The organism is Bradyrhizobium sp. USDA3010 (genome assembly GCF_056429065.1).
Genome location: NZ_JBWJZD010000048.1, coordinates 15,029 through 41,032, shown reverse-complemented (window position 1 = coordinate 41,032; position 26,004 = coordinate 15,029). Strand labels below are relative to the sequence as shown.

Here is a 26,004-nt window from a genome sequence, read left to right as displayed (position 1 = left end):
CCCCCGCATCGACTGGACGCGCCCCGTGCTGTGGCTGTTCGCCGCGGTGCTCATTCTCTTGATCCTGCTGCCGCTGTCGTGGCTCGCGGTCTACGCCTTCACCGACAAGAACCGCAATCCGACGCTGCAGAACTTCGTTACGCTGTTCAGCAATCCGGATTTCCTCGATCCGCTGCTGACCACCGCGATCATCGCGACGACATCGGCGCTGATCTGCTGCATCGTCGCGGCGCCGCTCAGCTGGCTGGTGTCGCGCACCGATATGCCGGGCCGGCAGACCATCCGCGCGCTGGTGACGGCCTCGTTCGTGACGCCGCCCTTCCTCGGCGCGGTCGCCTGGGAATTGCTGGCGGCGCCGAATTCGGGGCTGCTCAACCAGCTCTACCGGCTGTTCGCAGGCGAGGATGCCGATGCGCTGTTCAATATCTATTCGATGACCGGGATCATCTTCGTGATCTCCTGCTACACGTTTCCGTTTGTGTTCGTGCTGGTCGCCAATGCGCTCGACACCATGCCGGGCGAGCTCGAAGACGCCTCCGCGATCCTCGGTGGCAATGCCTGGACCACGGCGCGGCGGATCACGATCCCGCTCGCACTACCCGCTTTGGTCGCGGGCGCGCTGATTGCCTTCCTGCAGGCGATGACGCTGTTCGGTTCGCCGGCGATCCTGGCGCTGCCGGCCGGCTTCCACACCATGACGACCAAGATCTGGAGCCTGTTCCAGTATCCGCCGAAACTCGAGCTCGCGGCGGCCGCCGCGGTGCCGCTGCTGGTGCTGACGATCCTGCTGCTGCAGGGACAGAAGGCGCTGCTCGGACGGCGCGGCTATTCGGTGATCGGCGGCAAATATGGCGCGCCGCGCCAGGTCGAGTTGCACGGCTGGCGCTGGGCCGCGCTCGGCTTCTGCTTTTTGGTCTTGCTAATCCCGTCTTCCTGCCTTACCTCGCGCTGCTCAATGCCGCGTTCTCGCCGAACGCGACCACGCTGGTGACGCCGTCGACGGCAACGCTGCACAACATCGTCTTCGTATTCACCGAACTGTCGTCGACCCAGCTCGCGCTGAAGAACACCGTGATCCTCGGCGCCGCGACCGCGACGATCGGCACCCTCCTCGCGCTCGTCATCGCCTATGTGACGACCCGCAAGGTGATCGCAGGCCACCGGGTGCTCGGCTTCCTTGCCACGGCGCCGGTGGCCGTCCCCGGCATCGTGCTCGGCGTCGGCCTGTTCCTGAGCTATACGCGGCCGCCCTTCGTGCTCTACGGCACGCTGTGGATCCTGCTGCTGGCGTTCCTCACCATCAATTTGCCGTCGGCCTATCAGCAATTGCAGGCGGCATTCGCGACCATTCATCCTGAGCTCGAGGAAGCGAGCCGCATCCTCGGCGCGACGCGGCTGCAGGCGCTGCGCCAGATCACCGCGCCGCTGCTGCGCACCGGCGTGATCGCAACCTGGTGCTTCATCTTCATCGGCGTGATGCGGGAACTGTCGGCCGCGATCGTGCTGTTCACCTCGCAGACCAAGGTGCTGTCGGTCCTGATCTACGATCTCAACGAAGGCGGTGACCTCGCCGCGATCGCGGTGCTCGGCATCGCCATGCTGGTGATCACATTCGCCGTGGTGCTGGCGGTGAACCAGATCCCGATGTCCGGCGGAAATGCAGGCGCGAAGTTGCGGAACGGGTAGCTCTCACCGTCATTGCGAGCCAACGGGTCGCGCGAACGCGCGCCCGATGACAGGCTCCGCGAAGCAATCCATCTCACCGCTCGGGGAACGATGGATTGCTTCGTCGCTTTGCTCCTCGCAATGACGGGGATGGTGACAGCGTCCAACAGCCCCACCCCATCTGGCAATCGCCACATTCGTCCCGATATAAAGCGGAACCCCGCACCATGAGGATCGTGTGACCAAATCCGCCACCACAACACCGCCCCCTGTCGCGCCGCGCCGGCCGCATTCCTTCACCACCCTCGGCATCACGGTGACGGACGACTATGCCTGGATCAAGGATCCGAAATGGCAGGAGGTGCTGCGCGATCCCTCGATCCTCGATCCGGACATCCGCAGCTATCTCGAAGCCGAGAACGGCTACACCGAGAGCCTGCTCGGCCACACCGACGGCTTGCAGAAGCGGCTGGTCAGGGAGATGCGCGGGCGGATCAAGGAGGACGATTCCAGCGTGCCGTCGCCGGACGGCCCGTTCGCATATTTCCGCAAGTTCCGCGAGGGCGGCCAGCACGAGCTGTACTGCCGCACGCCGCGCGACGGCGGCGACGCGCATGTCGTGCTGGACGGCGACGCGCTGGCGAAAGACCACAAATATTTCAAGTTCGGCGGCAGCCGGCATTCCAACGATCACCGGCTGCACGCCTGGAGTGCCGACACCAAGGGCTCCGAATATTTCTCGATCCGCGTGCGCGACTGGGCAACCGGCGGCGATCTCGATGATATCGTCGAGGAAACCGACGGTGGCGTGGTCTGGGCCGCGGATTCCAGGAGCTTCTTCTACGTCAAGCTCGACGACAATCACCGCCCGATGCAGGTGTGGCGGCACAGGCTCGGCACCAAACAGGCCGACGACATCCTGGTCTATGAGGAGCAGGATTCCGGCTGGTTTACCCATCTGCACGAGAGCGCCAGCGGCCGCTTCTGCGTCATCGCCGGCGGCGACCACGAGACCTCGGAGCAGCGGCTGATCGATCTTTCCAATCTCGACGCCCCGCCGCGGCTGGTCGCGGCGCGCGAGGAGGGCGTGCAATATTCGATCGCCGACCACGGCGATGAGCTCTTCATCCTGACCAATGCCGACGATGCCATCGACTTCAAGGTCGTCACCGCGCCGCTCGCCGCGCCCGAGCGCGCCAACTGGCGCGACCTGATCCCGTATCGCGAGGGCGTCTATGTGCTCGATGTCGAGCTCTATGCCGGCCACATGGTGCGGCTGGAGCGCGCCAACGCGTTACCAGCGATCATCATCCGCGACCTCAAGAGCGGCGAGGAGCATGCCATCGCGTTCGACGAGGCGGCATATTCGCTCGACACCATGGGCGGCTACGAATTCGAGACCACCAATCTGCGCTTCGCCTATTCGTCGATGACGACGCCGTCGGAGGTCTATGACTACGACATGGCGACGCGGACGCGTGTGCTGCGCAAGCGGCAGGAGATTCCGTCCGGCCACAACCCGGCGGACTACGTCACCACGCGCATCATGGCGACCTCGCATGATGGCGCGCAGGTGCCGGTCTCGATCCTGCATCGCAAGGACTTTGCCCGTGATGGCAACGCGCCGCTGCTGCTCTACGGCTATGGCTCCTACGGCATGGCGATGCCGGCGTCGTTTGCGGCGAACCGGCTGTCGCTGGTCGATCGCGGCTTCGTTTACGCGATCGCGCATATCCGCGGCGGCGCCGACAAGGGCTGGGGCTGGTACCTCGACGGCAAGCGCGAGAAGAAGACCAACACGTTCGACGATTTCGCCGCCGCAGGCCGCGCGCTCATCGAGGCGAAATACACGGGTGAAAAACGCATCGTCGGCCATGGCGGCTCGGCCGGCGGCATGCTGATGGGCGCAGTCGCCAACCGCGCCGGCGAGCTGTTCGCCGGCATTGTCGCCGAGGTGCCGTTCGTCGATGTGCTCAACACCATGCTCGACGACACCCTGCCGCTGACGCCGCCGGAATGGCCGGAATGGGGCAACCCGATCGAGAGCGAGAAGGATTTCCGCACCATCCTGTCCTACTCGCCCTACGACAATGTCGCGGCAAAGGACTATCCGGCGATCCTGGCGATGGGCGGGCTCACCGATCCGCGCGTCACTTACTGGGAGCCGGCGAAATGGATCGCGCGACTGCGCGCCACCATGCGCGGCGGCGGCCCGGTGCTGCTGCGCACCAACATGGGCGCCGGCCACGGCGGCGCATCCGGCCGCTTCAACCGCCTCGACGAAGTCGCGATCGTCTACGCCTTCGCGCTGTGGGCGGTCGGGATGGCGGACAAGGCGGAGGCGTAGCGAGGTCCCGTAGCCCGGATACCTCCCCATCGTCGTCCTGGCGAAGGCCAGGACCCATACCGCGTGATCTATCGATGAAGCGCGGTGGTCGTACCACGGCAATGGATCACTGCCAGTCTTCGCCAAACTCCTCCCTGCGGTTATGGGTCCCGGCTTTCGCCGGGACGACAGCGGAGCGTGCGGCGATCGCCTGTGCGCGACGACAGCGGAGGGCGTGGAGCCGCTACCGCCCCTTCGCCTTCCGCCAGGCCGCGAGATCCTTCAGCGTCTGCTCGTCGGTCGCGGGATAGAGGCCGAAGATGCCGCGGCCGTTCTGGACCTGCTCGGTGACGAAATCCTCGAACACGGTCATCTCGAAAGTCTCGTTCGCGACCTCGTCGGCGAGATGCGCCGGGATCACGATGACGCCGTCGCTGTCGCCGAGGATCACGTCGCCGGGAAACACCGGCGCGTCGCCGCAACCGATCGGGACATTGATCTCGATCGCCTGATGCAGCGTCAGATTGGTCGGCGCGCTCGGGCGATGATGAAACGCCGGGAAGCCGAGCCGCGCGATCTCGGCCGAATCGCGGAAGCCGCCGTCGGTGACGACGCCGGCGCAGCCACGCTTCATCAGCCGCGTCACCAGGATCGCGCCGGCAGAGGCTGCGCGCGCATCCTTGCGGCTGTCCATGACCAGCACGCTGCCGGGCGGGCAGTCCTCGATCGCCTTGCGCTGCGGATGCGCGCGGTCGCGGAACACCTCGATCGTGTTGAGATCCTCGCGCGCCGGCATGTAGCGCAGCGTGAAGGCCTCGCCGACCATGGTCGGCTGATCCGGGCTCAAGGGGCGAACATCCTGGATCATCTGGATGCGCAAGCCGCGCTTGAACAGCGCGGTCGCAACCGTCGCGGTGGAGACGGATTTCAGCTTGTTGCGGGTGGTGTCGCTGAGTGTTGACATGACTTGCTTGCTCTCTCCATTCGTCATTCCGGGATGCGCCGAAGGCGCAGGTCCGGAATCCATTTCACCGCAAATGCATGCGGCCCGATGGATTCCGGGCTCGCCGCTACGCGTGCCCTCAGATGCGCAATTGCGCACTGGGGAACGACGGTCAATAAATCGACGGCTCGCCCACCGGTGTGCCAAAACCGGTCTCAAGGAAATCGAAGTCGCAGCCTTCGTTGGCCTGCTTGATGTGTTTCGAGAACATCCAGCCATAGCCGCGTTCGAAGCGTTTCTCAGGCTGCTCCCATTCCGCGCGGCGCCTGGCGAGCTCCGCCTCCGGCACATCGAGATCGATGGTGCGCGCGGCGACGTCGAGCGTGATCCGGTCGCCATTTCTGACCAGTGCCAGCGGGCCGCCGATATAGGACTCCGGCGAGACGTGCAGGATGCAGGCGCCGTAGCTGGTGCCGCTCATCCGCGCGTCCGACAGCCGCACCATGTCGCGCACGCCCTGCTTCACGAGCTTGGTCGGGATCGGCAGCATGCCCCATTCCGGCATCCCCGGTCCACCTTGCGGGCCGGCGTTGCGCAGGATCAGCACATGATCGGCCGTGACGTCGAGATCGGGATCGTCGACCGCCTTCTTCATCGACGGATAGTCGTCGAACACCAGCGCAGGTCCAGTGTGCTTCAGGAAACGCGGATCGCAGGCGGACGGCTTGATCACACAGCCGTCGGGCGCGAGATTGCCTTTCAGCACCGCCAGCGCGCCCTCCTTGTAGATCGGGTTATCGACGGAGCGGATGACATCGTCGTTATGGACCTCCGCGCCTGCGATGTTCTCGCCGAGAGTCTTGCCTGACACGGTCATGCAATCGAGATGCAGATGCTGCTTGATCCGGTTGATCAGGCCGGGCAGTCCGCCGGCATAGAAGAAATCCTCCATCAGATAGAGGTCGCCGCTCGGCCGCACGTTGGCGATCACAGGCACCTTGCGGCTCGCGATCTCGAAATCGTCGAGCGAGATGTCCTGGCCGGCGCGGCGCGCTTGCGCAATGAGGTGAATAATGGCGTTGGTCGAGCAGCCCATCGCCATCGCGACCGTGATCGCGTTCTCGAACGCGCTTCGGGTCTGGATCTTCTGCGGGGTGAGGTCCTCCCACACCATCTCGACGATGCGGCGGCCGGCTTCCGAACTCATCCGGATATGGTTGGCGTCGGCCGCGGGAATCGACGAGGCACCGGGCAGCGTCATGCCGATGGCTTCGGCGATCGCGGTCATGGTCGAGGCCGTGCCCATGGTCATGCAGGTGCCATAGCTGCGGGCGATGCCGGCCTCCATGTCGACCCAGTCCTTGTCGGAGATCTTGCCGGCGCGGCGCTCGTCCCAATATTTCCAGGCATCCGAGCCGGAGCCGAGCGTCTTGCCCTTCCAGTTGCCGCGCAGCATCGGACCGGCCGGCAGATAGATCGCCGGCAGGTTCATGCTGGTGGCCCCGAGCAGAAGGCCGGGCGTGGTCTTGTCGCAACCGCCCATCAGCACCACGCCGTCGACCGGATGGCCGCGCAACAGCTCCTCGGCATCCATCGCGAGCATATTGCGGTAGAGCATCGTGGTCGGCTTCAGCAGCGATTCCGACAGCGACAGCGCCGGCAGCTCGAGCGGAAAGCCTCCGGCCATCAGCACGCCGCGCTTGACGTCATCGACCCGGCTCTTGAAATGCATGTGGCAGGGCTGCGCATCCGACCAAGTGTTGATGATCGCGATCACCGGCCGGTCGCGCCATTCCTCCGGCGCGTAGCCCATCTGCATCGCGCGCGAGCGATGGCCGAAGGCGCGCAAATCGTCGGGCGCAAACCAGCGCGCGCTGCGCAATTGATCCGGGGTCTTGTTCTTCTTGGTCATCTTGGATGCGCCATATGCTTCGATATTGCGTGTTTCGATATCGCGTGTCTCGACATTGCTCGCACGCGCGCGGCCTCGGCGGGCATGCCCTGCGCCACGCATATACAGGATTTCCGGACGTCTCGTCCCGCGCGCGGCGCAGACGTGCCGTTCGCCGCCGGTGTGCCGGGCGTGCGGCGCACAAACCCCGCGATGTGGCAATCGGAACGTAAACCGGCCTCGGCCGACCTAGCTTACTTTTGCTGCGCCGTCATCACGATGCGGACGAGGTCGGCGGCGTTGCGCGCGCCGAGCTTCTTCATGATGTTGGCGCGGTGATCCTCAATCGTGCGCGGGCTGATCCCGAGGTGACGCCCGGCCTCCTTGTTGGAGGCGCCCGCGGTGAATTGCTCGAGCACCTCGCGCTCACGGCGGGTCAGCGGCTCGCGGCCAGGAAAGTGCAGCGCGGCGATGCGCGATGCCGAGGTCTCGGCCTGGCGTCTTGTATAGGCGTCGATCGCCTCATTGAGGCGGCTGACGATCTCGTTGCCGCGGAACGGCTTCTCGATGAAGTCGAGCGCGCCGTTCTTGATGGCGCTGACCGCCATCGTGATGTCGCCCTGGCCGGAGATCATGAAGATCGGCGCCGGATAATCCTCGCCGTGAAGCTCCTTCAGGATATCGAGGCCGGATTTGCCCGGGATATGCACGTCGAGCAGGATGCAGGCCGGCGTCCGGCTGCGCGCCACCGCGAGCAGCGCCGCGCCGTCCGCAAAGCAGATCACCTTGTAGCCGGCGGTCGACAGGACCACGGAAAGCGTCTCGCGAACGGCGGGGTCGTCGTCGACTACAAAGATTTCCCCGCGAGGAGCGCCATTCTCAACCATATGTCTCGTCCATCAGTGGTGAAGCGTGCTGCCCAGACTGCACAAGAAGTAACTCGACCATCTCGATCAATGGACCCGTATTTGTACGGGACGTCCGCTTAACGCACAAGTAGCACCGCGTTCCCTAAAAGTGGGGACAGTGGAGAAACATGCATGGAAAATGCAGCGGCGGACGGCGTTGCGGTGTGCCTGGACGAGGGCAGCGATCCCTACAGCCTGATCGTGACGGACCTGGTCGCGCTGATCGGCCATGTCCAGGCGAGCCTGCGGCTGATCGAGGCGGCGATTGCGCGCGAGGCAGTACTGGCCGAGCAGGACGCCGCTGCCGACATCTTCGTGCTTGATGACGTCACCCCGCGCTACGCCGTGGCGTCCACGGCCCTGAAAGCCTGTGACACCGGGCTCGGCATGGCGCTCGATCGGCTGCGCGATTCAGAGGCACCGGCACGTCTGCTGAACTGATCAGCCGGACCGGCCAACGCCAGGTTCGACACAATCACGCAGATTGTCCCGACGACGCCCCAACCCTCGAGGCGAGGATCCGTTCCGCGTTCGGATTGGCGGCAGGCATGCCCCGCCCAGCCGGGTCAGGCCTTCTTCACGTCAGGCCCTCCTCAAGTCAGGCTCTGGCCCGCTCTTCGTCGGAGCCGGACCGCCGTTTGCTCGGCTTGCCCTTGAGGAAGCTGACGTCCATTTCGGTGCCGTTGACGCGGACCAGCTCGCAGCGGCGATAGGCGAGCCCGGTCGACGACAGCAAGAGGAAGAACTCCTTCAGATTGAGCCCCTGAATGGAACCCTCGACGGTCAACGCCGCGTCGTTGTCGGAGATGGCATTGAGCTGGCAGTCGCGCCGCCAGGTGCCGTCGATGGCCATGATGCAGACATCGACGCCCCGGCTGAACGTGACACGCTCAATGGATTTGCCGTCCTCCGTCATCGCTCAATATCCGACCGCCATGGCACGCCTCGGTATCGCAAGCGCCGCCCGCGCCCCGCTCGGCCGGTACAGGCCACGCCGCTCGGGAATCGGCTTGAACGTATCGGTCAGGCCGACCACGGTTTCGGCGGCGCCGAGCACCAGGAAGCCGTCGGCCTCCATCAACCGGGCGAGCCGGTTGAAGATGTTGATCTTGGTGTCCTGATCGAAATAGATCAGCACGTTGCGGCAGAAGATCACATCGAACGTGCCGAGCTGGGAGAAATCGTGCAGCAAATTGAGCTGACGGTGCTGCACCATCGCGCGCAACTCGGGATTGATCTGCCAGAGTTCTCCCGACTGCTTGAAATACTTCACCAGCAGCTGGATCGGCAGCCCGCGCTGCACCTCGAACTGGCTGTAGATGCCGGCCTTCGACTTCTCCAGCACCTCCTGCGACAGATCGGTCGCCGTGATCTCGACCCGCCATCCCGCAAGGGCAGCGCCCATCTCCTTCAGGCACATCGCCAGCGAATAGGGCTCCTGACCGGTCGAGCCGGCGGCGCACCAGATCCGGATGCTGCGTCGCGCGGCACGCGCCTTCAGGACCTCGGGCATGATGGTGTCGCGGAAATGGTCGAACGGCACCTTGTCGCGGAAGAAGAACGTCTCGTTGGTGGTCATGGCCTCGACCACCTGGACAGTGTGCGTCGATGAGCCGGCCCTGATCTTGGCGATCAGGTCGGGAATGCCGGACAGGCCGCATTTGCGCGCCAGCGGCAGCAGGCGACTCTCGATCAGATATTGCTTGTCCGCAGACAGATCGAGACCGGAATGGTCCTTCAGGAGCTTACGCAGATACTCGTAGTCGGGGGGCGTCACGGGAGCCTCGCAAAGGCAAAGGGGGGAAACTGGGTATTAGGCTTCGGCCGAGACGTCGAGCGCCAGCAAACCCACTTCCTGGAATTTCGCGATCACGATGTCCTTGTCGAACGGCTTCATGATGTACTCGTTGGCGCCGGCATGCAGCGCCCGCGAGATGTGGTCGATGCCGTTCTCGGTGGTGCAGAACACAACCTTTGGCACATCGCCGCCGGGCATGCGGCGGAGCTGCACGAGGAATTCGAAGCCGTCCATGACAGGCATGTTCCAGTCGAGCAGCACCGCGTCCGGCAGCGCCTGCTTGCAGGCTTCGAGCGCGACCGCGCCGTCCTCGGCTTCGATGACGGTGAAATCCATTCCTTCGAGGATGCGGCGTGCGATTTTTCGCACCACACCGGAATCGTCGACGACAAGACATGTCTTCATAGGTTGGCCTCCTTGTAGAGTCCGCCGTCTCCGCGGCGGAGCGTTACGCTGCAGCAAGTGTCTTGGGCACCAGTTCGAGCACGCGATCGACATCGAGGACGACCATGAGCTGTCCGTCGAGGCGGTGAACGCCGCCGGCGAGCCTGGCCATGCGGGGATCGAGGTTGACCGGATTGTCCTGGCGGCTGTCGTCGGGCAGCCGCAAGACCTCGCCGATCTGGTCGATCAAGAGGCCATAGGATTCGCCGCGCTGGTCGACGCCGACCGCCATCGGCGGCGTGCCGTCGTCGGCCTTCGGCAGGCCGAGCCGGGCGCGCATGTCGACCACGGTGACGATGCGGCCGCGCAGATTGAGCACGCCGGCGATCTCGCTGGAGGCCAGCGGCACCCGCGTCAGCCGCTCCGGCATGAACACGTCCTGCACCCGCGAGATCGGCAGGCCGAACAGCTGCCCGCCGATCACGGCGGTGACGTATTCGGCCATGGCGCCTTCACTGGTCTCGGTCTTGCTGGTCATCGATCAACCTTTTGTTTGAGCATGATCGGATCGGAAAACCGGTTCCCACTTTTCCGGATCACTCTCGTTTCCTTTAAGCGGCGCGGCGCAGTTCGGCGGTCTGCTCTTTCAGCGCCGCGATCAGTCCGGGACGATCGAACTTGGCGACATAGTCGTGGAAGCCGGCCTGCCGGCCGCGCTCGATCGCCGCCGGCGACACCATCGCCGACAGCGCGATGATCGGCAGCCCGACGAGGTTTTGGTCAGAGCGGATGTTCTCGGCGAACTCAAAGCCGTTCATCTCGGGCATCTCGATGTCGGTCAGCACGACGTCGAAGGCCTGCCCCGAGCGCAGCGCGGCGAGCCCTTCCTGAGCGTTCGGCGCGGTCCGCACCTTGTAGCCGGCGGCTTTCAAGACCGGGGCCAGCATGTTGCGGAAGAACGCCGAGTCGTCGACCAGCAGCACCGACTGCGCCGACGCAGACGGGCGCATCTCCTTGCGCGAGAACCAGTCGGCGAACGCCATCGGCAGGAAGTGGCCGACGTCGATCACCTCGGTGGCCTGGCCCTTGATCACGGCCGAGCCTAAAATGCCGTCCTGCGAGCCCGCCACCTCGATGTTGAGCCGCTCCTCGACGATGTCGATGATCTCGTCGACCACGAGCCCCATCGAGCGGCCGTCGTCGGCGAACACCAGGATCGGCTGCGCGCCCTGGGTCTGCACCTCGACGCCGGCCATCTGCACCAGCGGCATCAGCTGCTCGCGGTACTGCACCATGTAGCGGCCGTTCGAGAGCTCGATCTTGTCGGTTGCGATCTCCTCCAGCCGGGTGACGAGGCCGAGCGGCACCGCCTTGGGCTGGCTCGAACCGGCGCGGAACACCAAAAGCGAGGTGAGCTGCTCGCCGCTCGCGGCATGCGCCGCGGCATTGTCGTCGGCCATGTCATGGGCCGAGGAGCCGGACGCGCCGAGCGCCTTGGCGATGCCATTGGGGTCGATGATCATGATGACCGCGCCATCGCCCAGAATGGTGTTGCCGGAGAACATGTCGATGTGCCGCAGCTTGGTCGACATCGGCTTGACCACGATCTCCTCGGTGTGGAACACGCCGTCGACCACGATGCCGAAGGTCTGGCTGCCGACCTGCGTCACCACGATGAAGCCGTTCTCGGCATCGCTGGTCGCACCGTCGTCGATCTTGAGCAGCTTCTTCAGGTGGATCAGCGGCAGCAGCTTGTTGCGCAGCCGCAGCACTGCCGTATCCTTGATCCGCTCGATGCGGTGCTCGGAGTTGGCGCGCGCCCGCACCAGCTCGACCACCGACAATTGGGGAATGGCAAAGCGGTCGCCGCCGGCTTCCACGATCAAGGCGGAGACGATGGCCAGGGTCAGCGGGATCTTGATGGTGACGGAGGCGCCCTCGCCGGCCACGCTCTTGATGTCGATGGTGCCGCCGATCTGGTCGATATTGGTGCGCACCACGTCCATGCCGACGCCGCGCCCGGACACCGAGGTCACTTGCGCCGCGGTCGAGAAGCCCGGCGCGAAGATGAACTTGTGGATCTGGGCCTCGGTCATCTTCTCCAGTTCAGCCTCGGTGACGAGACCGTTCTGGAGCGCCTTGGCCTTGATCCGCTCGGTGTTGAGCCCGCGGCCATTGTCGGCGATGCAGATGATGATGTGGCCGCCCTCGTGATAGGCGCTTAGGCGAATGGTGCCCTGCTCGGGCTTGCCGCTAGCGACCCGCTCGGCGGTGGTCTCGAGGCCATGATCGGCGGAGTTGCGCACCATGTGCGTCAACGGATCCTTGATCAGGTCGAGCACCTGGCGGTCGAGCTCGGTGTCGGCGCCGTGCATTTCCAATTCAATTTGCTTGCCGAGTTCGCCGGAGAGATCGCGGACGATGCGCGGCAGCTTCTGCCAGGCATTGCCGATCGGCTGCATCCGCGTCTTCATGACGCCTTCCTGCAGCTCGGCGGTGACGTTGGAGAGCCGCTGCAGCGGCACCTTGAACTCGGTGTCCTCGTTGCGGCGACTGATCTCCAGCAACTGGTTGCGGGTCAGGACCAGCTCGGAGACCATGGTCATGAGGTGTTCGAGGGTATCGACATTGACCCGGATCGACTGGTTGGCGATCTTGTCGCCTTCCTGGACGTCCTCGGTGGCGGCCTTGCGGGCCGGCTTCTTTGCAGGCTCCGTCGGTTCGGCTGCGGGGGCAGCGGCTGCGGGCTTGGCGACCGGCGCGGGCGCGGGTGCTGCGACTTCGATCTCGGTCTCGCGGAAGGCGCGCTCGAGCTCGTCGAGCGAGACCTCACCCGGGCGCAGCGGACGCTCCAGCGTCTGCACCACCAGCGTGCCTTCGGTCATCGCCGCCTGCACGGATGGAGATTCGACGACAGGCACATCTTCTTCGGCAGCAGCCATGGCGGCCATGCCGTGCTCGACCATCGCCTCGAGCTGATCGATCAGGTCGCGGTCGTTGCCCTCCGGCTCGGCCTCGGTCGCCTCGAGCCCGCCGAGGATCTCCTTGATGCGGTCGATCGAGGACAGGATCAGCGTCACGGCTTCCGCCTTCACCGGCATGCCGTCGCGGAATTTGCCCATCAGGGTCTCGCCGGCATGCGCCAGCGCTTCCAGCCGCGGCAGCCCGAGGAAGCCGCAGGTCCCCTTGATCGTGTGCACAAGCCGGAAAATGTTATCCAGGATCTTCGCGTTGTTCGGATCCTGCTCGAACTGCACCAGCTGGTTGTCGACCGTATCCAGGCTCTCGCTGCTCTCCGTCAGGAACTCGCGCAACAGATCGTCCATGAATCGGTCCCCTCAAGGTGCTACGGAACGCACGCCTCGCATCGATAACTTGGCCGGCTTCACGGCGACGTTAATTTCGTCGTCCGTGCAAATACGGACGATGAAGCCCTTCAAGGACGACGCATCACGACATCACGGCCGGTTTCACAGCAACAAGGCCTTACCACCCGGACGGGAAAGAGCCCGTTCCACCCGTCGTCGCAATTTGAACGAAATGAGATCGAGGGGTCGTGAAATCCAGCGAAACGCTGGCGGCCACGACATCCACCTGCATCAGGACGTGATCGCCCATGGGTTGAAACCGGCGGGATGGTTAAGCGAACCCAAAAGCAAAGGCGGCGGAGTTTCCTCCGCCGCCTCGATAGTCGTTGTCTGTCGCGGCTACGCTTAGCGGAGCAGCTGCAGAACGCTCTGCTGCGACTGGTTGGCCAGAGCCAGCGCGGACACCGCGATCGACTGGCGGGTCGACAGCGCCTGGCTGTTGGCCGCTTCCTCGTTGGTGTCGGCCAGCGTCAGGTTGGACGAGCCGGTCTGCAGCACGTTGATCAGGTTCTTCGAGAAGTCCTGGCGGATCTGCACGATCGACAGGTTCGAACCGAGGGTCGAAGCCTGGGTGCGCAGCAGGCCGCTCGCGCTGTTGAGCGTCTTCAGCGTGGCGTTGGCCGAAGCGTTGTCGATGAAGTCCGTGCCGGCGGTCAGCTTGGTGAGGTTGAGGCCGGAGGCATCGAAGGTGACGCCCTGGATCTTCAGCGTCGAGGAGCCCGTCTCGTTGAAGGTCAGCTTGAGCTGATCGCCATTGAGCAGGTTGATGCCGTTGTACGACGCGTCCTGGGCGGTCGTGGTGATCTGGTCCAGGATGTTGTTGTACTGGTTGACCAGGTTGGCGCGGTTCGCCAGCCCATTCGGATCCTGCACCGGGGCGCTGCCCACAAGGGCGTTGAACAGCTTGCCGGCGCCGGCTGCCGTGCCACCGATCGTGCCGATGGTCGCGGACGCCGCATCGTTGGTGGTGCTGATGGTGAGCGCTCCGCCCGCGCTGAGCGACGCCTGCAGGTTATTCGCCGACAGCGCGTTGTTCAGGTCGTTGAGGGACTTCACCTGGCCCGCGCCGCTACCAAACGTAATGTTGGTGGCCTTGCCGTTGCCGGTCGCGCCGATCGTCAGCGTCAAGCCATCCAGCGGCGAAGGCGTTGCCACGGTGCGTGCCTTGGTTCCGGCGGTAAGGCCGAAAGCGGCTAGGCCCGAGCCGGAGATGTTGAGATCTTGGTTGGTGCCGGTGCTGATCTGGAGCGCACCAGCCGCCACGGTGGAGGCGGTGGCCGTGCCGGTGATGCCGTCGATCGCGGTGAGCAGGTCGCCGACCGTCAGCGTGCTGCCCGCGCCCGTGCCGAGGGTCACGTTGCCCGACGAGTCCGTCGTCGCGGTGGTCTGCGAGGTCGAGAACGTGATCGACTTGCCGTTGACGCTGATCGTACCGGTCGGGGTCGCCGCCAAGGTATCGGAGTTGGCCGCAGTGACGAGCTTGGTCGCGGCCGTGATCGGCACGGGCGTCGAGAGATTATTGTTGACGACCGTACCAGCCAGGGTGGCATTGCTGTAGGTGGCGGTGCCGCGGATATCGTCGGTGGTCGCGCCAGTGACCACGGCGGTCGTCACCTGCGATTTCTGGGAATAGCCGACCGCGGCCTGCAGGGCCTGGTTGGCGACCGACTTGGCGCTGTCGACGAGCTTCTGCAGCGAGGTGATGCCCGTGTTGGCGGCCTGCAGCACCTGCACGCCGTTGCCGATTCCGTCCAGCAGGTTGTTGATGTCGCTGGCGCGGTTGTCGAGCGACTGCGCCGTGAAGAAGTTGGTCGGATTGTCGAGAGCGGTGTTGACCTTCTTGCCGGTGGACAAGCGGTTCTGCGTGGTGGCGAGCAGGTCGGCCGTCGACTGCAGCGAAAGCAGGTTTTGACGGACCGATGCCGAGAGGACGATGCCGGACATACTGATACCCTTCTGGATGAACACGATTGACGCGACGCCGTAAATTTCGCACGGCGACCGGTGCCACACTGGTCCGTCCGCGCTACCCGTTCGTTAAAGGGCCGCTCCGTACAAATACCCAGGATGGCTTTGCTGGTAATTCTATGGCCGCCGGCGCAGACGCCCGGCCGAGCGGCGCGTATCCGCCGCCGGATCAATCTCGCGACGGCGAATTTTTCCTCGCATTTGCGGGACTTGCCACATGCTTGCGTTGCCGATCGCGCGCTTCGACATCCGCCACGGCAATCACGACCGCGCACGTTTCGGTACGCATCAGAGTTAATGGAAATCAATAAATGCGAGACAATGTCGCAACCGTCTCGTCCGGGATACGCAGCATTCGAATCGCCTCGAACGCCGCGCAGGCCGATGCGATTGCCGACCGTCTGCCCCCTAGAGGGTATAGAGTTCGCACCACAACCCTTGTGCTATTGGACAGGCAAGCTATGTTCGCTCTCCACACGCCAAGAGTAGGTGATGCGAGACCGTAGTGCTCCCGCCCTCGGCAGGAGCTCCAATGTCTGCGGTATCGCGTCCGCCCAATCGTCTGTTGCAAGCACTTCCCTCCACGGAATACGCGCAACTTCATCCCCTTCTGGAAACCGTCGACCTGACCAAGGAAACGGTGCTCGCCGATGCCGGCGCGCCGGTGCAGCGGGTCTATTTCCCGCACGGCGGCGTGGTCTCGATGATGGTCAATCTGTCCGACGGGCAATCGGTCGAGATTGCAACCATCGGTCGTGACGGCATCGTCGGCGCATCCGCCGCCCTGCATGAGCGGCCGCTGCTCGCCGACGCGATTGTCGTGGTGCCGGGCACGGCATCGATGGTGCGGGCGGAAGATTTCCGCGAGGCCGCCAATCGCAGCGCGGAGTTCCGGACCCTGGTTGCTCTCTATGAGCAGGCGCTGATGGCGCAGACCCAGCAATCCGTCGCCTGCAACGTGTCGCATCCGGTGGAGGCGCGGCTGTCGCGCTGGCTGCTGCGCGCGCGCGACCTGTGTGGCAGCGAAGCCTTGCCGCTCACCCAGGAGATGCTGGCGCAAATGATCGGTGTGCGGCGCAATGCGGTTTCGATCGTCGCGCATGGGTTTCAGCAGGCCGGTATCCTGCGCTACAGCCGCGGCCATATCGAAATCACCGATATCGACGGTCTGCGGAAGGCGGCGTGTGAATGCTATGCGACCGTCAAGGCGCACGCCGAGCAATTGATCGGGCCGGAAGATTGATCGGGGCGGCGCGCACGCTCAACTGATTGCCAGGCAACTCAAAACGCGATCCCGGGGCGATATGTATTCCTAATGGAACCAAGATATGTTTCCATTGGAACCAAGACGTGCCAGAATAAGTTGCATAACGGCTCCACTGCACGCGTCAGTCCTGATGACCAGAGACAAGCTTTGCCGGGAGGCAGGAGGTTGCTTTGGATACGGTTCCGCGATCGCCCAACGGATTTCTGTCTTCGCTCTCGGAGAGCGATTTTGGGCTGATCCGGCCGTATTTGCGGACGGTCGACCTCGCCGCCGAGTCGGTCCTGATCGAGACCGACGAGATGCTCAAGCGGACATACATGCCGCACAAGGGGGTGATCTCGCTGGTGGTCAGGCTGGCAAGAGGCGTGTGCGTGCAGATCGCGATGGTCGGCCGCGGCAGCATCTATGGTGCGTTCGCGGGGCTTGGTGAAGCCCCCACGCTGAACAGCGCCGTGGTGCTGGTGCCTGGCGTCGCTTCGACGATCGAGGTCGAAGCCTTGCGGGCGGCCGCCGGCCAGAGCCCGACGCTGCGAGCGAAGCTGATTCGGCACGGTCTCGCCGTCTATGCCCAGATCCAGCAGACGGCCGGCTGCAACGCCGCGCACACCGTGGAGTCGCGGCTGGCGCGATGCCTGCTGCAGACGCGCGACCTCTCCGGCAGCAACAAGATCGCCCTGACGCAGGAGGCGATGGCCCAGATGATCGGCGCACGCCGCAACAGCGTGTCGCTGGTCGCGCATACCTTGCAACAGGCGAATTTCATCCACTACAGCCGCGGCCACATCGAGATCACCAATGCGGATGGACTGATCAGGACCGCGTGCGAATGCTATGCCACGGTCAAGGCGCAGTATGCGGGGCTGCTGAGCTGCCAGGAAGCCGGCGGCTAGAGCTTGCTATTCTTGATGCGTCTTCTGCACGCGAACCACTACCCGCTTTGCGCAAAAGCGCTCCCGCCGGCACACAAGCCGTACTTCTACGGCGTACGATTTTCACCGTCGGATAACGCTGCATCCGCAAAGTCGCGTCGACGCACGGGGGAGCCGATGTTCACGTACGAGACCACCGACCGGAAGGAAGCCCGGCGCTTCCGCATGGCCCAATTCAACGGCCGGACCGCCACCATCAGGTCCGCCGGCGCGACGGTCACGGGACGCGTGCGCGCGATCGTCGAAAGCAAATCCGGCGCGACGGCGGCATGGGTGGTCACGATCGTTCCGGACGAGCCGAAGACAGCCGCCTCCGCCGCGCGGCTCGCGCCGCGCCTGTGCTTCGCCGCGGAAGACGATTTCTGAGGGCCGGGTCCTAGCGAACCGATTCACCGCTCAGAGCCCGCTCCGATCGAATCGGAACGGGCTCTGGACTTTAGTTTTGACGCGTTTCTTTGCGCGAACCGGTGCCCACCCCGCATCAAGTGCGGGGCAGACTTCGCTTGAAAACGCTCTATGCGGAATGCAACAAGGCCTTGCGGACGAGATCTGCGGTGTTGCGCGCACCCAGTTTGCGCATGGCCTCGGCGCGATGGCTCTCGAACGTGCGCGGGCTGATGTTCATCCGCAACGCGCCCTGCTTGTTGGAATAGCCGTCGCTGATCAGGCTGAGCACCTCACGCTCGCGCTTGGTCAGCGGCTTGCGGCCTGCCTCCGGCGTGAACATGACATCGGGTGACCGGGCGCCTGCCGGCTTGTCGTCGAGCGGCGGCCTGAGATCGGTGGCCGGTATCGCATTCGGGTAGAGATCGGAGATCTGCTTCAGCATCGCGGACACTCGCTCGGTCTGCTCGAGCGCGTTCTCGATCACCTGCCGCAGATAGACACCGTTGCCGGGCGCATGCGCGAACTGCTGACTGTGCTGTTTGAGCTCGTTCATGTAGAGCAGCAGCGCCGTCACCGGCCCGTTGAACTGCCGGACGATCGCCGCCCCCGCGTCCGCGGTCACCTGCGGTCGCGGCACGGCGGCTCCCTGAATTTCGGGCGGATGCGCCTCGAGCGTCGCGGTTCCGCCCATCCATGGCGGAAGGCGCGCCTCGGCTCGATTGTCATGTTGCGTCATAAGTATGGTTTACCGAAGGTGAACTTGTGGCCGCGTTAACACGGGACTCCGTAAAACTACGGGTGACGCAACTGTGACCTCGGGCCCCGATCTGCCAAGCAGGCGCAGATTACCGCTGATTTGGCAACGAATCTCGCTTGTTTGAGCCAAGGGACAGTAGTCTTACGGGATATCGAGGCGCTTTAGCTCGATGATCCCACAGGTGGATATTTACCATCCTGAGGCGCTCCCGGCAGCATTCGCTCGCCCCTGGCTTCAGGTTGAAATGGGCGGGATGCGCGCCGACCGTCAGACATCAAGGACGCCGGAGCCGAAGGAATTTCTGCAGGAACCGTCCCGAAAGGACGCCATTCGCCGGGTCTTCATCGACCACCCCTCCGGGCATCGAGATCGCATCGGGTTACCGCACGCCGGGCGCCGCACGTATGAGACGGATCACATTGGCCCGAGTTCGCATCGATCGGCGTCGGGGCCAGCCGAATGTCAATTTACAGCCCCGGCATGCGCCGCGATGATCGCCGCCTCTCGATCAACAACAAAAGGGCGCGACAATGAAGCGAGGGCGGAACGGGCGGCATGGATCCTGGATGACGATTGCGGCACTCGCCGCAGCACTGTTGGTCGGTACCGGTGCGCAGGCCCAGACCACGCCCCCGACCGGCGATGCAGCGCCGACGTCAGACAGCGCGATCATGGTCACCATCTTCTTCAAGCATGATCAGTCACGCCCGCTCAGTGAGTTGAATGCGCAACTCGAGCGGCAGGGCTTCTACAAGGCGTTTCCGCCCGAAGGTGTCGAGGTCGTGAGCTGGTACGTGATGATGGGGATCGGCCAGGTGGTGACCCTGCGGCTACCGGCCTCGCGGCTGCGCGAGGTCAACCGCGTCATCGAGAACAGTGCCTGGGGCGCCTACCACACCGAGTTCTATCCGACCTACGACTACAAGGCGGTCGGAGTCGACAAGCACGAAAAGGCAAAACAATAGCCAGTCGCAAGAGTAGAGTTGAAGCCATGCGCCGGACTTACCGGTTCTGAATCAGTCAGAACCGGCTCACCTTTGACCCGATGCACTGCCTATGCGTGGGCCCGCGTGCGCTGGCTCAGCCGCTTTGCCAGTGTCCGCAGATCCTGGCGGCGCCCGCTGCAGAGCAGGCGGCTGAATTCGTCGGGATCGATGGAGGCAGGTGGAAGATCGGCTGGGTTGCGTGCGACGCGGCGTAGCCAGGTCAATCGAAAGAGACGCTTGAGCATCTTCATGGTTGTTAGCCCCGATGAGCGTCTTTGTTAAATCGCGGCAATGAAATTTGGTTCCGCTCCCTATGGTCGCGCGGCAGAGAATTTGGTTCAATGCCGTCAGGCGAGCAGTGCCTTGCGCTGTTGCACCCGCGCAATGGAGCGCTGCACCGTGGCCTGATCCAGCGATCCGTCATGCACTGCACCCGCGACCGCGGTGGCGATGCCGGCCATCGCCTGCTCCTGGTCGAGCAGATTGTTGCCGATGCAGATCATGTCCATGCCGGCGGCGATCGCCTGCAGGCTGGCCGCGCTGGTGCCGAGCGCCTTCTGCAGCCCCTGCATCTGCATGTCGTCGGTGATCAGCAGCGTCTCGGGCAGCCGGCGGCGAAGCCGGGCGATTCCAGCCGACGACAGTGTCATCGGATGCCGCGCGTCCCACTGGCGGACAATGGCGTGGCTGACCAGCACCGCATCGCCGAAGATCTGCGGCGCCAGCGTGTAGAACAGCTCTTCCTGCTCCGGCCGCAGGGCATCGGAAATGTCCATGAACTCCAGATGTGAATCGACCTGCGCGCCGCCGATGCCCGGATAATGCTTCAGGCAAAGGCCCACCCCTGCCTGCCGCGCCGCGGCGTCGACCAGACGGGCATTGGCCTCGACCTCGCCGATCTCGGACGAATACGACCGCTTGATCCTGCCGATGTTGGGATTGTCGGGATTGTAATCGACGTCGATGACGGGCGCGAAGTTGTAGCGGATGCCGAGCCGACGCAGCTCGCCATAGCTTGCAGCCAGGATCGCCTGCTTTTCCGCATGGCCGAGCCGGTTGAAATCCTTCGCGCTCGGCAGCGGCTGGAAACCCAGCCCGTCCTTGAGCCGGCGCACCAGGCCGCCCTCCTGGTCGACGAAGACCAGCGGCTGCGACGGTAGCGCCGCGATCTCGGCACAGAGCGACTGCAGCTGCGCGGGCGAGGCGATGTTGTTGTCGTATTGCCGGGTCTGGCAGGAGTAATCGAACAGGATCACGCCGCCGAGCCCGAACCGCGCGGCAAACTCCCTCAGCCAGGGCGGGATGACCTTGCCGTAGAAGCCGAGGATGAAAAGTTCGCCGACGGTCATCGCCGCTCGCTCATTGGATACACATGGAATCAGCCCGCCCCCTACGGAATAGCACGCTGCGACGGCGGTAAGAATATGACGCAAGCCGCTGCGCGACTGCGTTCCCCGCGTTCGCATCGCTATGTTAAGACACGCCGGCACGCCACGATCGCGCATGCCACAACACAAGACATTTCGGAAACGCCCATGACAGCACCTTACGTCCCGCAAATGGCCCTTTACCGGCAATGGCTGCAGCAGACGCGCGGCCTCACGTTTGCGGATTTCGAGGCGATGCGGCGCTGGTCGGTCACCGACATCGACGGCTTCTGGCAGAGCGTCTGGGATTATTTCGATCTGCGGTCGCCAACGCCGCATTCGGCGGTGCTGGCCGAACGCAAGATGCCGGGCGCGGTGTGGTTTCCCGGCGCTTCGGTGAATTACGCGCGCCAGGTTTTCCGGCACGTCGCGCCGGCGCATGCCGCCGGCCTGCCGGCCCTGATCTCGAGCGGCGAGGACGGCAAGCTTTCGGAGACGAGCTGGCCGGAGCTGCGGCGCAAATCGGCGGCGCTGGCGCTGCATCTGAAGGCCAGGGGCGTCCGCGCCGGCGATCGCGTCGCGGCCTATCTGCCGAACATCCCCGAGACGATCATCGCGTTTCTTGCGACCGCGAGTATCGGTGCGATCTGGAGCGTCTGCGCGCCCGACATGGCCGCACCGGCGGTGATCGACCGCTTCAAGCAGATCGAGCCGAAAGTGCTGATCGCCTGCGACGCCGTGACCTATGCCGGCAAGCGTCATGACCGGAAGTCGGTGATCGAGGAGCTGCGGCACGCGCTGCCGACCGTGCAGCATGTCATCCTGCACAGCGATGCCGCACCGTCAGAGACACGATTGTCGTCCATCCTCGCGGGCCAGAGCGCGGAGATCGACGCCTTCGAGCCGGAATGGCTGCCGTTCGATCATCCGCTCTGGATCGTCTATTCCTCGGGCACCACCGGATTGCCGAAGCCGATCCTGCACAGCCATGGCGGCGTGATCGTCGTGGCGCTGCCGCTCTCGACCCTGCACAACGACATCGGCTGCAGCTATCAGCCGAACTCGTTCGGCGAACGCTTCCACTGGTACTCGTCGACCGGCTGGATCATGTGGAACTGTCAGGCCAACGGCCTGCTCAACGGCACGACCTGCTGCATCTTCGACGGCAGTCCCGGCGGCACCAGGGACAAGCCGGACTGGACCACGCTGTGGCGCTTCGTCGCCGACGCCAAGGCAACCTTCTTCGGCGCGGGCGCGGCATTCTTTGCCAATTGCACCAAGGCGGAGATCGATCTCGCAGGGGTCGGCGACCTCTCCGGCCTGCGCACGCTCGGCTCGACCGGCTCGCCGCTCAGCGCCGACACACAGGCCTGGTTCAACGAGCGCTTCGCCGCGCTTTCGAAGCAGAATGGCAACGCCGCGCAGGCCGACATGTGGTGGGCCAATATCTCCGGCGGCACCGATTTCGCCGGCGCCTTCATCGGCGGCAATCGCGAACTGCCGCAGACTCCGGGCATCATGCAATGCCGGCTGCTCGGCTGCGCGGTGGAAGCTTTCGACGAGCAGGGCCGTGCCGTGATCGACGAAGTCGGTGAGCTCGTCTGCACCGAGCCGCTGCCCTCGATGCCGTTGCGCTTCTGGAACGATCCCGGCAATGCGCGCTACATGGCGAGCTATTTCGAGACCTATCCCGACAATTTCGACGGCACCGGCCGCGGCCCGGTGTGGCGGCATGGCGACTGGCTCAAGATCAACCCCGACGGATCCTGCGTGATCTACGGCCGCAGCGACGCCACCATCAACCGCCATGGTTTGCGGATGGGCACCAGCGAGCTTTATTCGGCGATCGAGGCGCTGCCGGAGGTGCTGGATTCGATGGTCGTCGACCTCGAATATCTCGGCCGCGACAGCTACATGCCGCTGTTCGTGGTGCTGCGCGAAGGCGTTGCGCTGGATGCCGCGATGAAGGCGAAGATCAACAAAGCGGTCGAGGCTGGGCTGTCGCGCCGCTTCCTGCCCAACGACATCTTCGTGGTGGCGGAGATTCCGCGCACGCTGTCCGGCAAGAAGCAGGAGTTGCCGGTCAAGAAGCTGTTGCTCGGCCACCCCGTCGAGAAGGTCATCAACCGCGACGCGATGGCCAATCCCGGCTGCCTCGACTGGTATCTCGACTTTGCCAGGAGCTATCTGAGCAGGCAGGCCGGCGCCGCGTAAGCGATCGCGCCGCCTGTCAGCGCGGCCTGCTGCGCCAGGGCGGCGGCGCGAGGGCAGCGCGCAACTGCTCGACGAAAGCCTGCGTGCGCCTGGCCCGGCCGCCGCGGCCCGGATTGAGCAGCGCAACGATGTCGGCCGGCGGCAGGCGGAAGTTCGGCAGGACACGCACCAGCCGGCCACCGGCGAGATCCTCGGCGACATCCCACTCCGACCTGACGATCAGGCCGTGATCCGCCAGCGCCCAGGCCTTCACCACCTCGCCGTCATTGCTCGACAGCATCGGCTCGATCCTGACGACATCAGGCTCCGCCGGCGCGCGCCTGCGCGAGAAGCGCCAGAGCGTCACGTCCTCCTCGTTCTCGCGCAGCGCGATGCATTGGTGTCCGCGCAGCCTCTGCGGGCTCGCCGGCGTTCCCTGGCGCTTCAGATAGGCCGGCGAGGCGCAGAGAAAGCGTTCATTGGGCGCAAGGCGCAGCAAGCGAAGCGTGGAATCCTTCAACGCACCGATATGGATCATGACATCCCAGGCGCTCGCGGCGGCACGCCCCGGCCGATCGGACAGCTCGAGCTCGATCGACACGTCGGGGTGGCGGGATCGGAAGGCCGCAACGACCGGGGCGATGTAACGGCGTCCGAAGCCGAGCGGCGCAAGAATCTTCAGGTGACCTGCGATCGTTCCGCGACGCGCCTGCAGCGCTTCCGTCAACTCCGTTGCCTCGTCGAGCAGCGTGCCGCCGCGCAGCACGAGCAGCTCGCCCTCATCAGTCAATGTCAGCCGCCGGGCCGAACGGCTGACCAGCTGAACGCCCAGACGCTGCTCGAGGCTCTGCAGCCGCTGCGAGACCGCCGATGGCGTCACGTCGAGCGCCCGGGCCGCGGCCGCGAGCGACCGGGCCGCAGCGATGGCCAGGAAGAAGCGGATGTCGTCGGTCGAGAGCATTAAGCCTAGACTTAATCTAAGAATGACATTCGGTAAATTGTACTTAGCATGGAAACGGCTAGTCTCGCCGGATGTCATCAGCCCCTGCCTTGAACGCACCGCATCCGCTTGCCGGGATCGAGACGCCCTGCCTCGTCCTCGACGAGGACCGGATGCTGCACAACATCGCACGCCTGAAGACGCGGCTGTCGCGGCTCGGCGTGCCGCTGCGCCCGCATCTGAAGACCGCGAAATCCATTCCGGCAGCCCGCGCCGTGATGGACGGCCCAGGCGGCCCCGCGGCGGTCTCGACCCTGCAGGAGGCCGAGGCCTTTGCCGCGGCAGGCGTCAAGGACATCCTCTATGCCGTCGGCATCGCGCCGCAAAAGCTCGATCGCGTCGCAGCGCTGCGGCGGCAGGGCGTGGACCTGTCCGTGGTGCTCGACAGCCCTGAGCAGGCGGTCGCCGTCGCCGCGATGGCGCGCATGACGAACGATCGCATTCCCGCGCTCATCGAGATCGATTGCGACGGCCATCGCGCCGGTGTCGGCGCGCACGATCCGCTGCTGGTCGAGATCGGCCGCGCGCTGCATCAAGGCGGTGCCGAACTGCGCGGCGTCATGGCGCATGCCGGCGAATCCTATTCCTGCCGCAGCGTGGCGGCACTCGAGCAAGCGGCCGAGCAGGAGCGCGCCGCCGCGGTCGCCTGCGCCGAGGCGTTGCGCGCAGCCGCACTACCCTGCCCCGTGGTCAGCGTCGGCTCGACGCCGACGGCACATTTCGCGCGCCGGCTCGACGGCGTCACCGAGGTGCGCGCCGGCGTCTTCGTGATGTTCGACCTGGTGATGGCCGGGATCGGGGTCTGCACGGTCGAGGACATCGCGCTGTCGGTGCTCGCGACGGTGATCGGCGATCGCGCCGATCGCGGCTGGACCTTCGTTGACGCGGGCTGGATGGCGCTGTCGCGCGATCGCGGCACCGCGAAGCAGCCGATCGACCAGGGCTACGGCATCGTCTGCGACATCGATGGACGGCCCTATCCCGATCAGATCGTAATCGAAACCAATCAGGAGCACGGCATCATCGCCCGCCGTCCCGGCAGCACAGCGCCGCAAGTGACGTTGCCGGTCGGCACCAAGGTGCGGATCCTGCCGAACCACGCCTGCGCGACCGGAGCCCAGCACGACCGCTATCATGTCGTCGCCGCCGGCTCCGACACGGTCAGGCAATGGGAGCGGTTTCGCGGATGGTAGGAGACAGAGCGCAGCCCATGACCCGAGCCTATGACGCCGTTCTGTTCGATCTGCTGACCGCGCTGCTCGACAGTTGGACGCTTTGGAACAAGGTCGCGGGCTCCGACGACGCCGGGCTGCGCTGGCGGGCCGAGTATCTCAGGAACACCTATGCCACCGGACGCTATCGTCCCTATGAGGATCTGGTGGGTGAGGCGGCGCGCAATGTCGGGCTGCCATTCGAACGGGCTGCGGAGCTCGGCGCACGCTATGCGGAGCTCGATCCCTGGCCCGAGGTTTTTGATGTTCTGCAAACGCTGCACGGCGCCGGCGTCGCGCTCGGCGTCGTGACCAACTGCTCGGAGCGGCTCGGCCGCATCGCCGCCGATCGCATCGGCGTTCCCTTCACGGTCTTCGTGACGGCCGAGCGCGCCGGCTACTACAAGCCGCAGCCGCAACCCTATCAGCTCGCGCTCGACGAACTGCCGGTTCCGGCCAATCGATGCCTGTTCGTCGCCGGGTCGGGCTATGATCTGTTCGGCACGGCACGTGTGCAGTTGCCGACTTGGTGGCATAATCGGGCCGCAATGAACCTGCCGGAAGGGGCGCCCGCCCCGATCGTTGTTCGTGACAACCTTGCGACCTTGCCGGCTTTCGTGCTCGGTCGCGACTTGTCCGGCCGGCGCGCCCCTTGA

The 26,004-nt window shown here is 64.8% G+C and carries 24 protein-coding genes; 11 read left to right on the top strand and 13 right to left on the bottom strand.

The window, feature by feature from the left end; genetic code table 11:
* The 3 genes from AC066Y_RS38555 to AC066Y_RS38545 all read left to right on the top strand — a co-directional run.
* Nucleotides 1-991 (top strand): ABC transporter permease (locus AC066Y_RS38555; RefSeq protein ID WP_478278420.1); only part of this gene is annotated, 991 nt, incomplete at its 5' end.
* Nucleotides 988-1,686, top strand: coding sequence for an ABC transporter permease (locus tag AC066Y_RS38550; RefSeq protein WP_478278419.1), 699 nt, complete (start codon nucleotides 988-990; stop codon nucleotides 1,684-1,686). The genes AC066Y_RS38555 and AC066Y_RS38550, both read left to right, overlap by 4 nt.
* Nucleotides 1,687-1,903: 217 nt before the next feature.
* Nucleotides 1,904-4,012, top strand: a complete 2,109-nt coding sequence (locus tag AC066Y_RS38545) for a S9 family peptidase (protein ID WP_478278418.1) — start codon at nucleotides 1,904-1,906, stop codon at nucleotides 4,010-4,012.
* Nucleotides 4,013-4,235: 223 nt separating this feature from the next.
* Here the strand turns inward: AC066Y_RS38545 and AC066Y_RS38540 are convergent, their stop codons facing one another.
* From AC066Y_RS38540 to AC066Y_RS38530, 3 genes are all read right to left on the bottom strand, one after another.
* Entirely contained in the window at nucleotides 4,236-4,955 is a 720-nt protein-coding gene (locus AC066Y_RS38540; RefSeq protein WP_478278417.1) for a ribonuclease activity regulator RraA, read from the bottom strand.
* A gap of 151 nt (nucleotides 4,956-5,106) precedes the next feature.
* Entirely contained in the window at nucleotides 5,107-6,846 is a 1,740-nt protein-coding gene (araD, locus tag AC066Y_RS38535; protein ID WP_478278416.1) for an L-arabinonate dehydratase, read from the bottom strand.
* A 233-nt stretch (nucleotides 6,847-7,079) separates the two neighbouring features.
* Nucleotides 7,080-7,712, bottom strand: a complete 633-nt coding sequence (locus tag AC066Y_RS38530; protein WP_092121810.1) for a response regulator transcription factor — start codon at nucleotides 7,710-7,712, stop codon at nucleotides 7,080-7,082.
* Nucleotides 7,713-7,865: 153 nt separating this feature from the next.
* Here AC066Y_RS38530 and AC066Y_RS38525 point away from each other — a divergent pair, with 153 nt between their 5' ends.
* Nucleotides 7,866-8,174, top strand: a complete 309-nt coding sequence (locus tag AC066Y_RS38525; protein WP_092121807.1) for a hypothetical protein — start codon at nucleotides 7,866-7,868, stop codon at nucleotides 8,172-8,174.
* A 157-nt stretch (nucleotides 8,175-8,331) separates the two neighbouring features.
* Here the strand turns inward: AC066Y_RS38525 and AC066Y_RS38520 are convergent, their stop codons facing one another.
* The 6 genes from AC066Y_RS38520 to AC066Y_RS38495 form a co-directional block, all read right to left on the bottom strand.
* Complete coding sequence (locus AC066Y_RS38520) at nucleotides 8,332-8,649, bottom strand: pilus assembly protein PilZ (RefSeq protein WP_092121804.1); 318 nt, start codon at nucleotides 8,647-8,649, stop codon at nucleotides 8,332-8,334.
* A gap of 3 nt (nucleotides 8,650-8,652) precedes the next feature.
* Nucleotides 8,653-9,510, bottom strand: a complete 858-nt coding sequence (locus AC066Y_RS38515) for a CheR family methyltransferase (RefSeq protein ID WP_478278415.1) — start codon at nucleotides 9,508-9,510, stop codon at nucleotides 8,653-8,655.
* Between the two features lie 36 nt (nucleotides 9,511-9,546).
* Nucleotides 9,547-9,936 (bottom strand): response regulator, encoded by a 390-nt coding sequence (locus tag AC066Y_RS38510; protein ID WP_478278414.1) that lies wholly within the window; start codon nucleotides 9,934-9,936, stop codon nucleotides 9,547-9,549.
* 43 nt (nucleotides 9,937-9,979) lie between these two features.
* A complete protein-coding gene (locus AC066Y_RS38505) occupies nucleotides 9,980-10,453 on the bottom strand; it encodes a chemotaxis protein CheW (protein WP_478278413.1) in 474 nt (157 codons plus the stop codon).
* A 73-nt stretch (nucleotides 10,454-10,526) separates the two neighbouring features.
* The gene (locus tag AC066Y_RS38500; protein WP_478278412.1) at nucleotides 10,527-13,241 is read right to left on the bottom strand and encodes a hybrid sensor histidine kinase/response regulator; all 2,715 of its coding nucleotides are present in this window, start codon (nucleotides 13,239-13,241) and stop codon (nucleotides 10,527-10,529) included.
* 387 nt (nucleotides 13,242-13,628) lie between these two features.
* Nucleotides 13,629-15,227, bottom strand: a complete 1,599-nt coding sequence (locus AC066Y_RS38495; RefSeq protein ID WP_478278411.1) for a flagellin N-terminal helical domain-containing protein — start codon at nucleotides 15,225-15,227, stop codon at nucleotides 13,629-13,631.
* Nucleotides 15,228-15,783: 556 nt separating this feature from the next.
* Here AC066Y_RS38495 and AC066Y_RS38490 point away from each other — a divergent pair.
* The 3 genes from AC066Y_RS38490 (at nucleotide 15,784) to AC066Y_RS38480 (ending at nucleotide 17,813) form a co-directional block, all read left to right on the top strand.
* A complete protein-coding gene (locus AC066Y_RS38490; protein WP_478278410.1) occupies nucleotides 15,784-16,494 on the top strand; it encodes a Crp/Fnr family transcriptional regulator in 711 nt (236 codons plus the stop codon).
* 194 nt (nucleotides 16,495-16,688) lie between these two features.
* The gene (locus tag AC066Y_RS38485; RefSeq protein WP_478278409.1) at nucleotides 16,689-17,408 is read left to right on the top strand and encodes a Crp/Fnr family transcriptional regulator; all 720 of its coding nucleotides are present in this window, start codon (nucleotides 16,689-16,691) and stop codon (nucleotides 17,406-17,408) included.
* 12 nt (nucleotides 17,409-17,420) lie between these two features.
* Entirely contained in the window at nucleotides 17,421-17,813 is a 393-nt protein-coding gene (locus tag AC066Y_RS38480) for a hypothetical protein (protein ID WP_478278408.1), read from the top strand.
* 148 nt (nucleotides 17,814-17,961) lie between these two features.
* On the opposite strand, the gene AC066Y_RS38475 is transcribed toward AC066Y_RS38480, so the two are convergent.
* On the bottom strand, nucleotides 17,962-18,570 hold the full coding sequence (locus tag AC066Y_RS38475) for a helix-turn-helix domain-containing protein (protein WP_176534299.1): 609 nt from the start codon (nucleotides 18,568-18,570) through the stop codon (nucleotides 17,962-17,964).
* A 587-nt stretch (nucleotides 18,571-19,157) separates the two neighbouring features.
* Here AC066Y_RS38475 and AC066Y_RS38470 point away from each other — a divergent pair.
* The gene (locus AC066Y_RS38470) at nucleotides 19,158-19,556 is read left to right on the top strand and encodes a hypothetical protein (RefSeq protein WP_478278407.1); all 399 of its coding nucleotides are present in this window, start codon (nucleotides 19,158-19,160) and stop codon (nucleotides 19,554-19,556) included.
* An 89-nt stretch (nucleotides 19,557-19,645) separates the two neighbouring features.
* On the opposite strand, the gene AC066Y_RS38465 is transcribed toward AC066Y_RS38470, so the two are convergent.
* Nucleotides 19,646-19,828 (bottom strand): hypothetical protein, encoded by a 183-nt coding sequence (locus AC066Y_RS38465; RefSeq protein WP_092121771.1) that lies wholly within the window; start codon nucleotides 19,826-19,828, stop codon nucleotides 19,646-19,648.
* Nucleotides 19,829-19,924: 96 nt separating this feature from the next.
* On the bottom strand, nucleotides 19,925-20,926 hold the full coding sequence (locus tag AC066Y_RS38460) for a glycoside hydrolase family 3 N-terminal domain-containing protein (protein WP_478278406.1): 1,002 nt from the start codon (nucleotides 20,924-20,926) through the stop codon (nucleotides 19,925-19,927).
* A gap of 186 nt (nucleotides 20,927-21,112) precedes the next feature.
* Here AC066Y_RS38460 and AC066Y_RS38455 point away from each other — a divergent pair, with 186 nt between their 5' ends.
* Nucleotides 21,113-23,158 (top strand): acetoacetate--CoA ligase, encoded by a 2,046-nt coding sequence (locus AC066Y_RS38455; protein WP_478278405.1) that lies wholly within the window; start codon nucleotides 21,113-21,115, stop codon nucleotides 23,156-23,158.
* A gap of 16 nt (nucleotides 23,159-23,174) precedes the next feature.
* On the opposite strand, the gene AC066Y_RS38450 is transcribed toward AC066Y_RS38455, so the two are convergent.
* The gene (locus tag AC066Y_RS38450) at nucleotides 23,175-24,098 is read right to left on the bottom strand and encodes a LysR substrate-binding domain-containing protein (RefSeq protein WP_478278404.1); all 924 of its coding nucleotides are present in this window, start codon (nucleotides 24,096-24,098) and stop codon (nucleotides 23,175-23,177) included.
* Between the two features lie 71 nt (nucleotides 24,099-24,169).
* On the opposite strand from AC066Y_RS38450, the gene AC066Y_RS38445 reads away from it, so the two are divergent.
* Nucleotides 24,170-25,330, top strand: a complete 1,161-nt coding sequence (locus AC066Y_RS38445) for an alanine racemase (protein WP_478278403.1) — start codon at nucleotides 24,170-24,172, stop codon at nucleotides 25,328-25,330.
* Between the two features lie 17 nt (nucleotides 25,331-25,347).
* Complete coding sequence (locus AC066Y_RS38440) at nucleotides 25,348-26,004, top strand: HAD-IA family hydrolase (protein WP_478278402.1); 657 nt, start codon at nucleotides 25,348-25,350, stop codon at nucleotides 26,002-26,004.

Bases quoted from the DNA above. Each gene is read 5' to 3' on its own strand.
- AC066Y_RS38540 (WP_478278417.1), bottom strand. From the start codon at position 4,955: ATGTCAACACTCAGCGACACCACCCGCAACAAGCTGAAATCCGTCTCC.
- araD (WP_478278416.1), bottom strand. From the start codon at position 6,846: ATGACCAAGAAGAACAAGACCCCGGATCAATTGCGCAGCGCGCGCTGG.
- AC066Y_RS38530 (WP_092121810.1), bottom strand. From the start codon at position 7,712: ATGGTTGAGAATGGCGCTCCTCGCGGGGAAATCTTTGTAGTCGACGAC.
- AC066Y_RS38525 (WP_092121807.1), top strand. From the start codon at position 7,866: ATGGAAAATGCAGCGGCGGACGGCGTTGCGGTGTGCCTGGACGAGGGC.
- AC066Y_RS38520 (WP_092121804.1), bottom strand. From the start codon at position 8,649: ATGACGGAGGACGGCAAATCCATTGAGCGTGTCACGTTCAGCCGGGGC.
- AC066Y_RS38510 (WP_478278414.1), bottom strand. From the start codon at position 9,936: ATGAAGACATGTCTTGTCGTCGACGATTCCGGTGTGGTGCGAAAAATC.
- AC066Y_RS38505 (WP_478278413.1), bottom strand. From the start codon at position 10,453: ATGACCAGCAAGACCGAGACCAGTGAAGGCGCCATGGCCGAATACGTC.
- AC066Y_RS38500 (WP_478278412.1), bottom strand. From the start codon at position 13,241: ATGGACGATCTGTTGCGCGAGTTCCTGACGGAGAGCAGCGAGAGCCTG.
- AC066Y_RS38495 (WP_478278411.1), bottom strand. From the start codon at position 15,227: ATGTCCGGCATCGTCCTCTCGGCATCGGTCCGTCAAAACCTGCTTTCG.
- AC066Y_RS38490 (WP_478278410.1), top strand. From the start codon at position 15,784: ATGTCTGCGGTATCGCGTCCGCCCAATCGTCTGTTGCAAGCACTTCCC.
- AC066Y_RS38475 (WP_176534299.1), bottom strand. From the start codon at position 18,570: ATGACGCAACATGACAATCGAGCCGAGGCGCGCCTTCCGCCATGGATG.
- AC066Y_RS38470 (WP_478278407.1), top strand. From the start codon at position 19,158: ATGACGATTGCGGCACTCGCCGCAGCACTGTTGGTCGGTACCGGTGCG.
- AC066Y_RS38465 (WP_092121771.1), bottom strand. From the start codon at position 19,828: ATGAAGATGCTCAAGCGTCTCTTTCGATTGACCTGGCTACGCCGCGTC.
- AC066Y_RS38460 (WP_478278406.1), bottom strand. From the start codon at position 20,926: ATGACCGTCGGCGAACTTTTCATCCTCGGCTTCTACGGCAAGGTCATC.
- AC066Y_RS38455 (WP_478278405.1), top strand. From the start codon at position 21,113: ATGACAGCACCTTACGTCCCGCAAATGGCCCTTTACCGGCAATGGCTG.
- AC066Y_RS38450 (WP_478278404.1), bottom strand. From the start codon at position 24,098: ATGCTCTCGACCGACGACATCCGCTTCTTCCTGGCCATCGCTGCGGCC.
- AC066Y_RS38445 (WP_478278403.1), top strand. From the start codon at position 24,170: ATGTCATCAGCCCCTGCCTTGAACGCACCGCATCCGCTTGCCGGGATC.
- AC066Y_RS38440 (WP_478278402.1), top strand. From the start codon at position 25,348: ATGACCCGAGCCTATGACGCCGTTCTGTTCGATCTGCTGACCGCGCTG.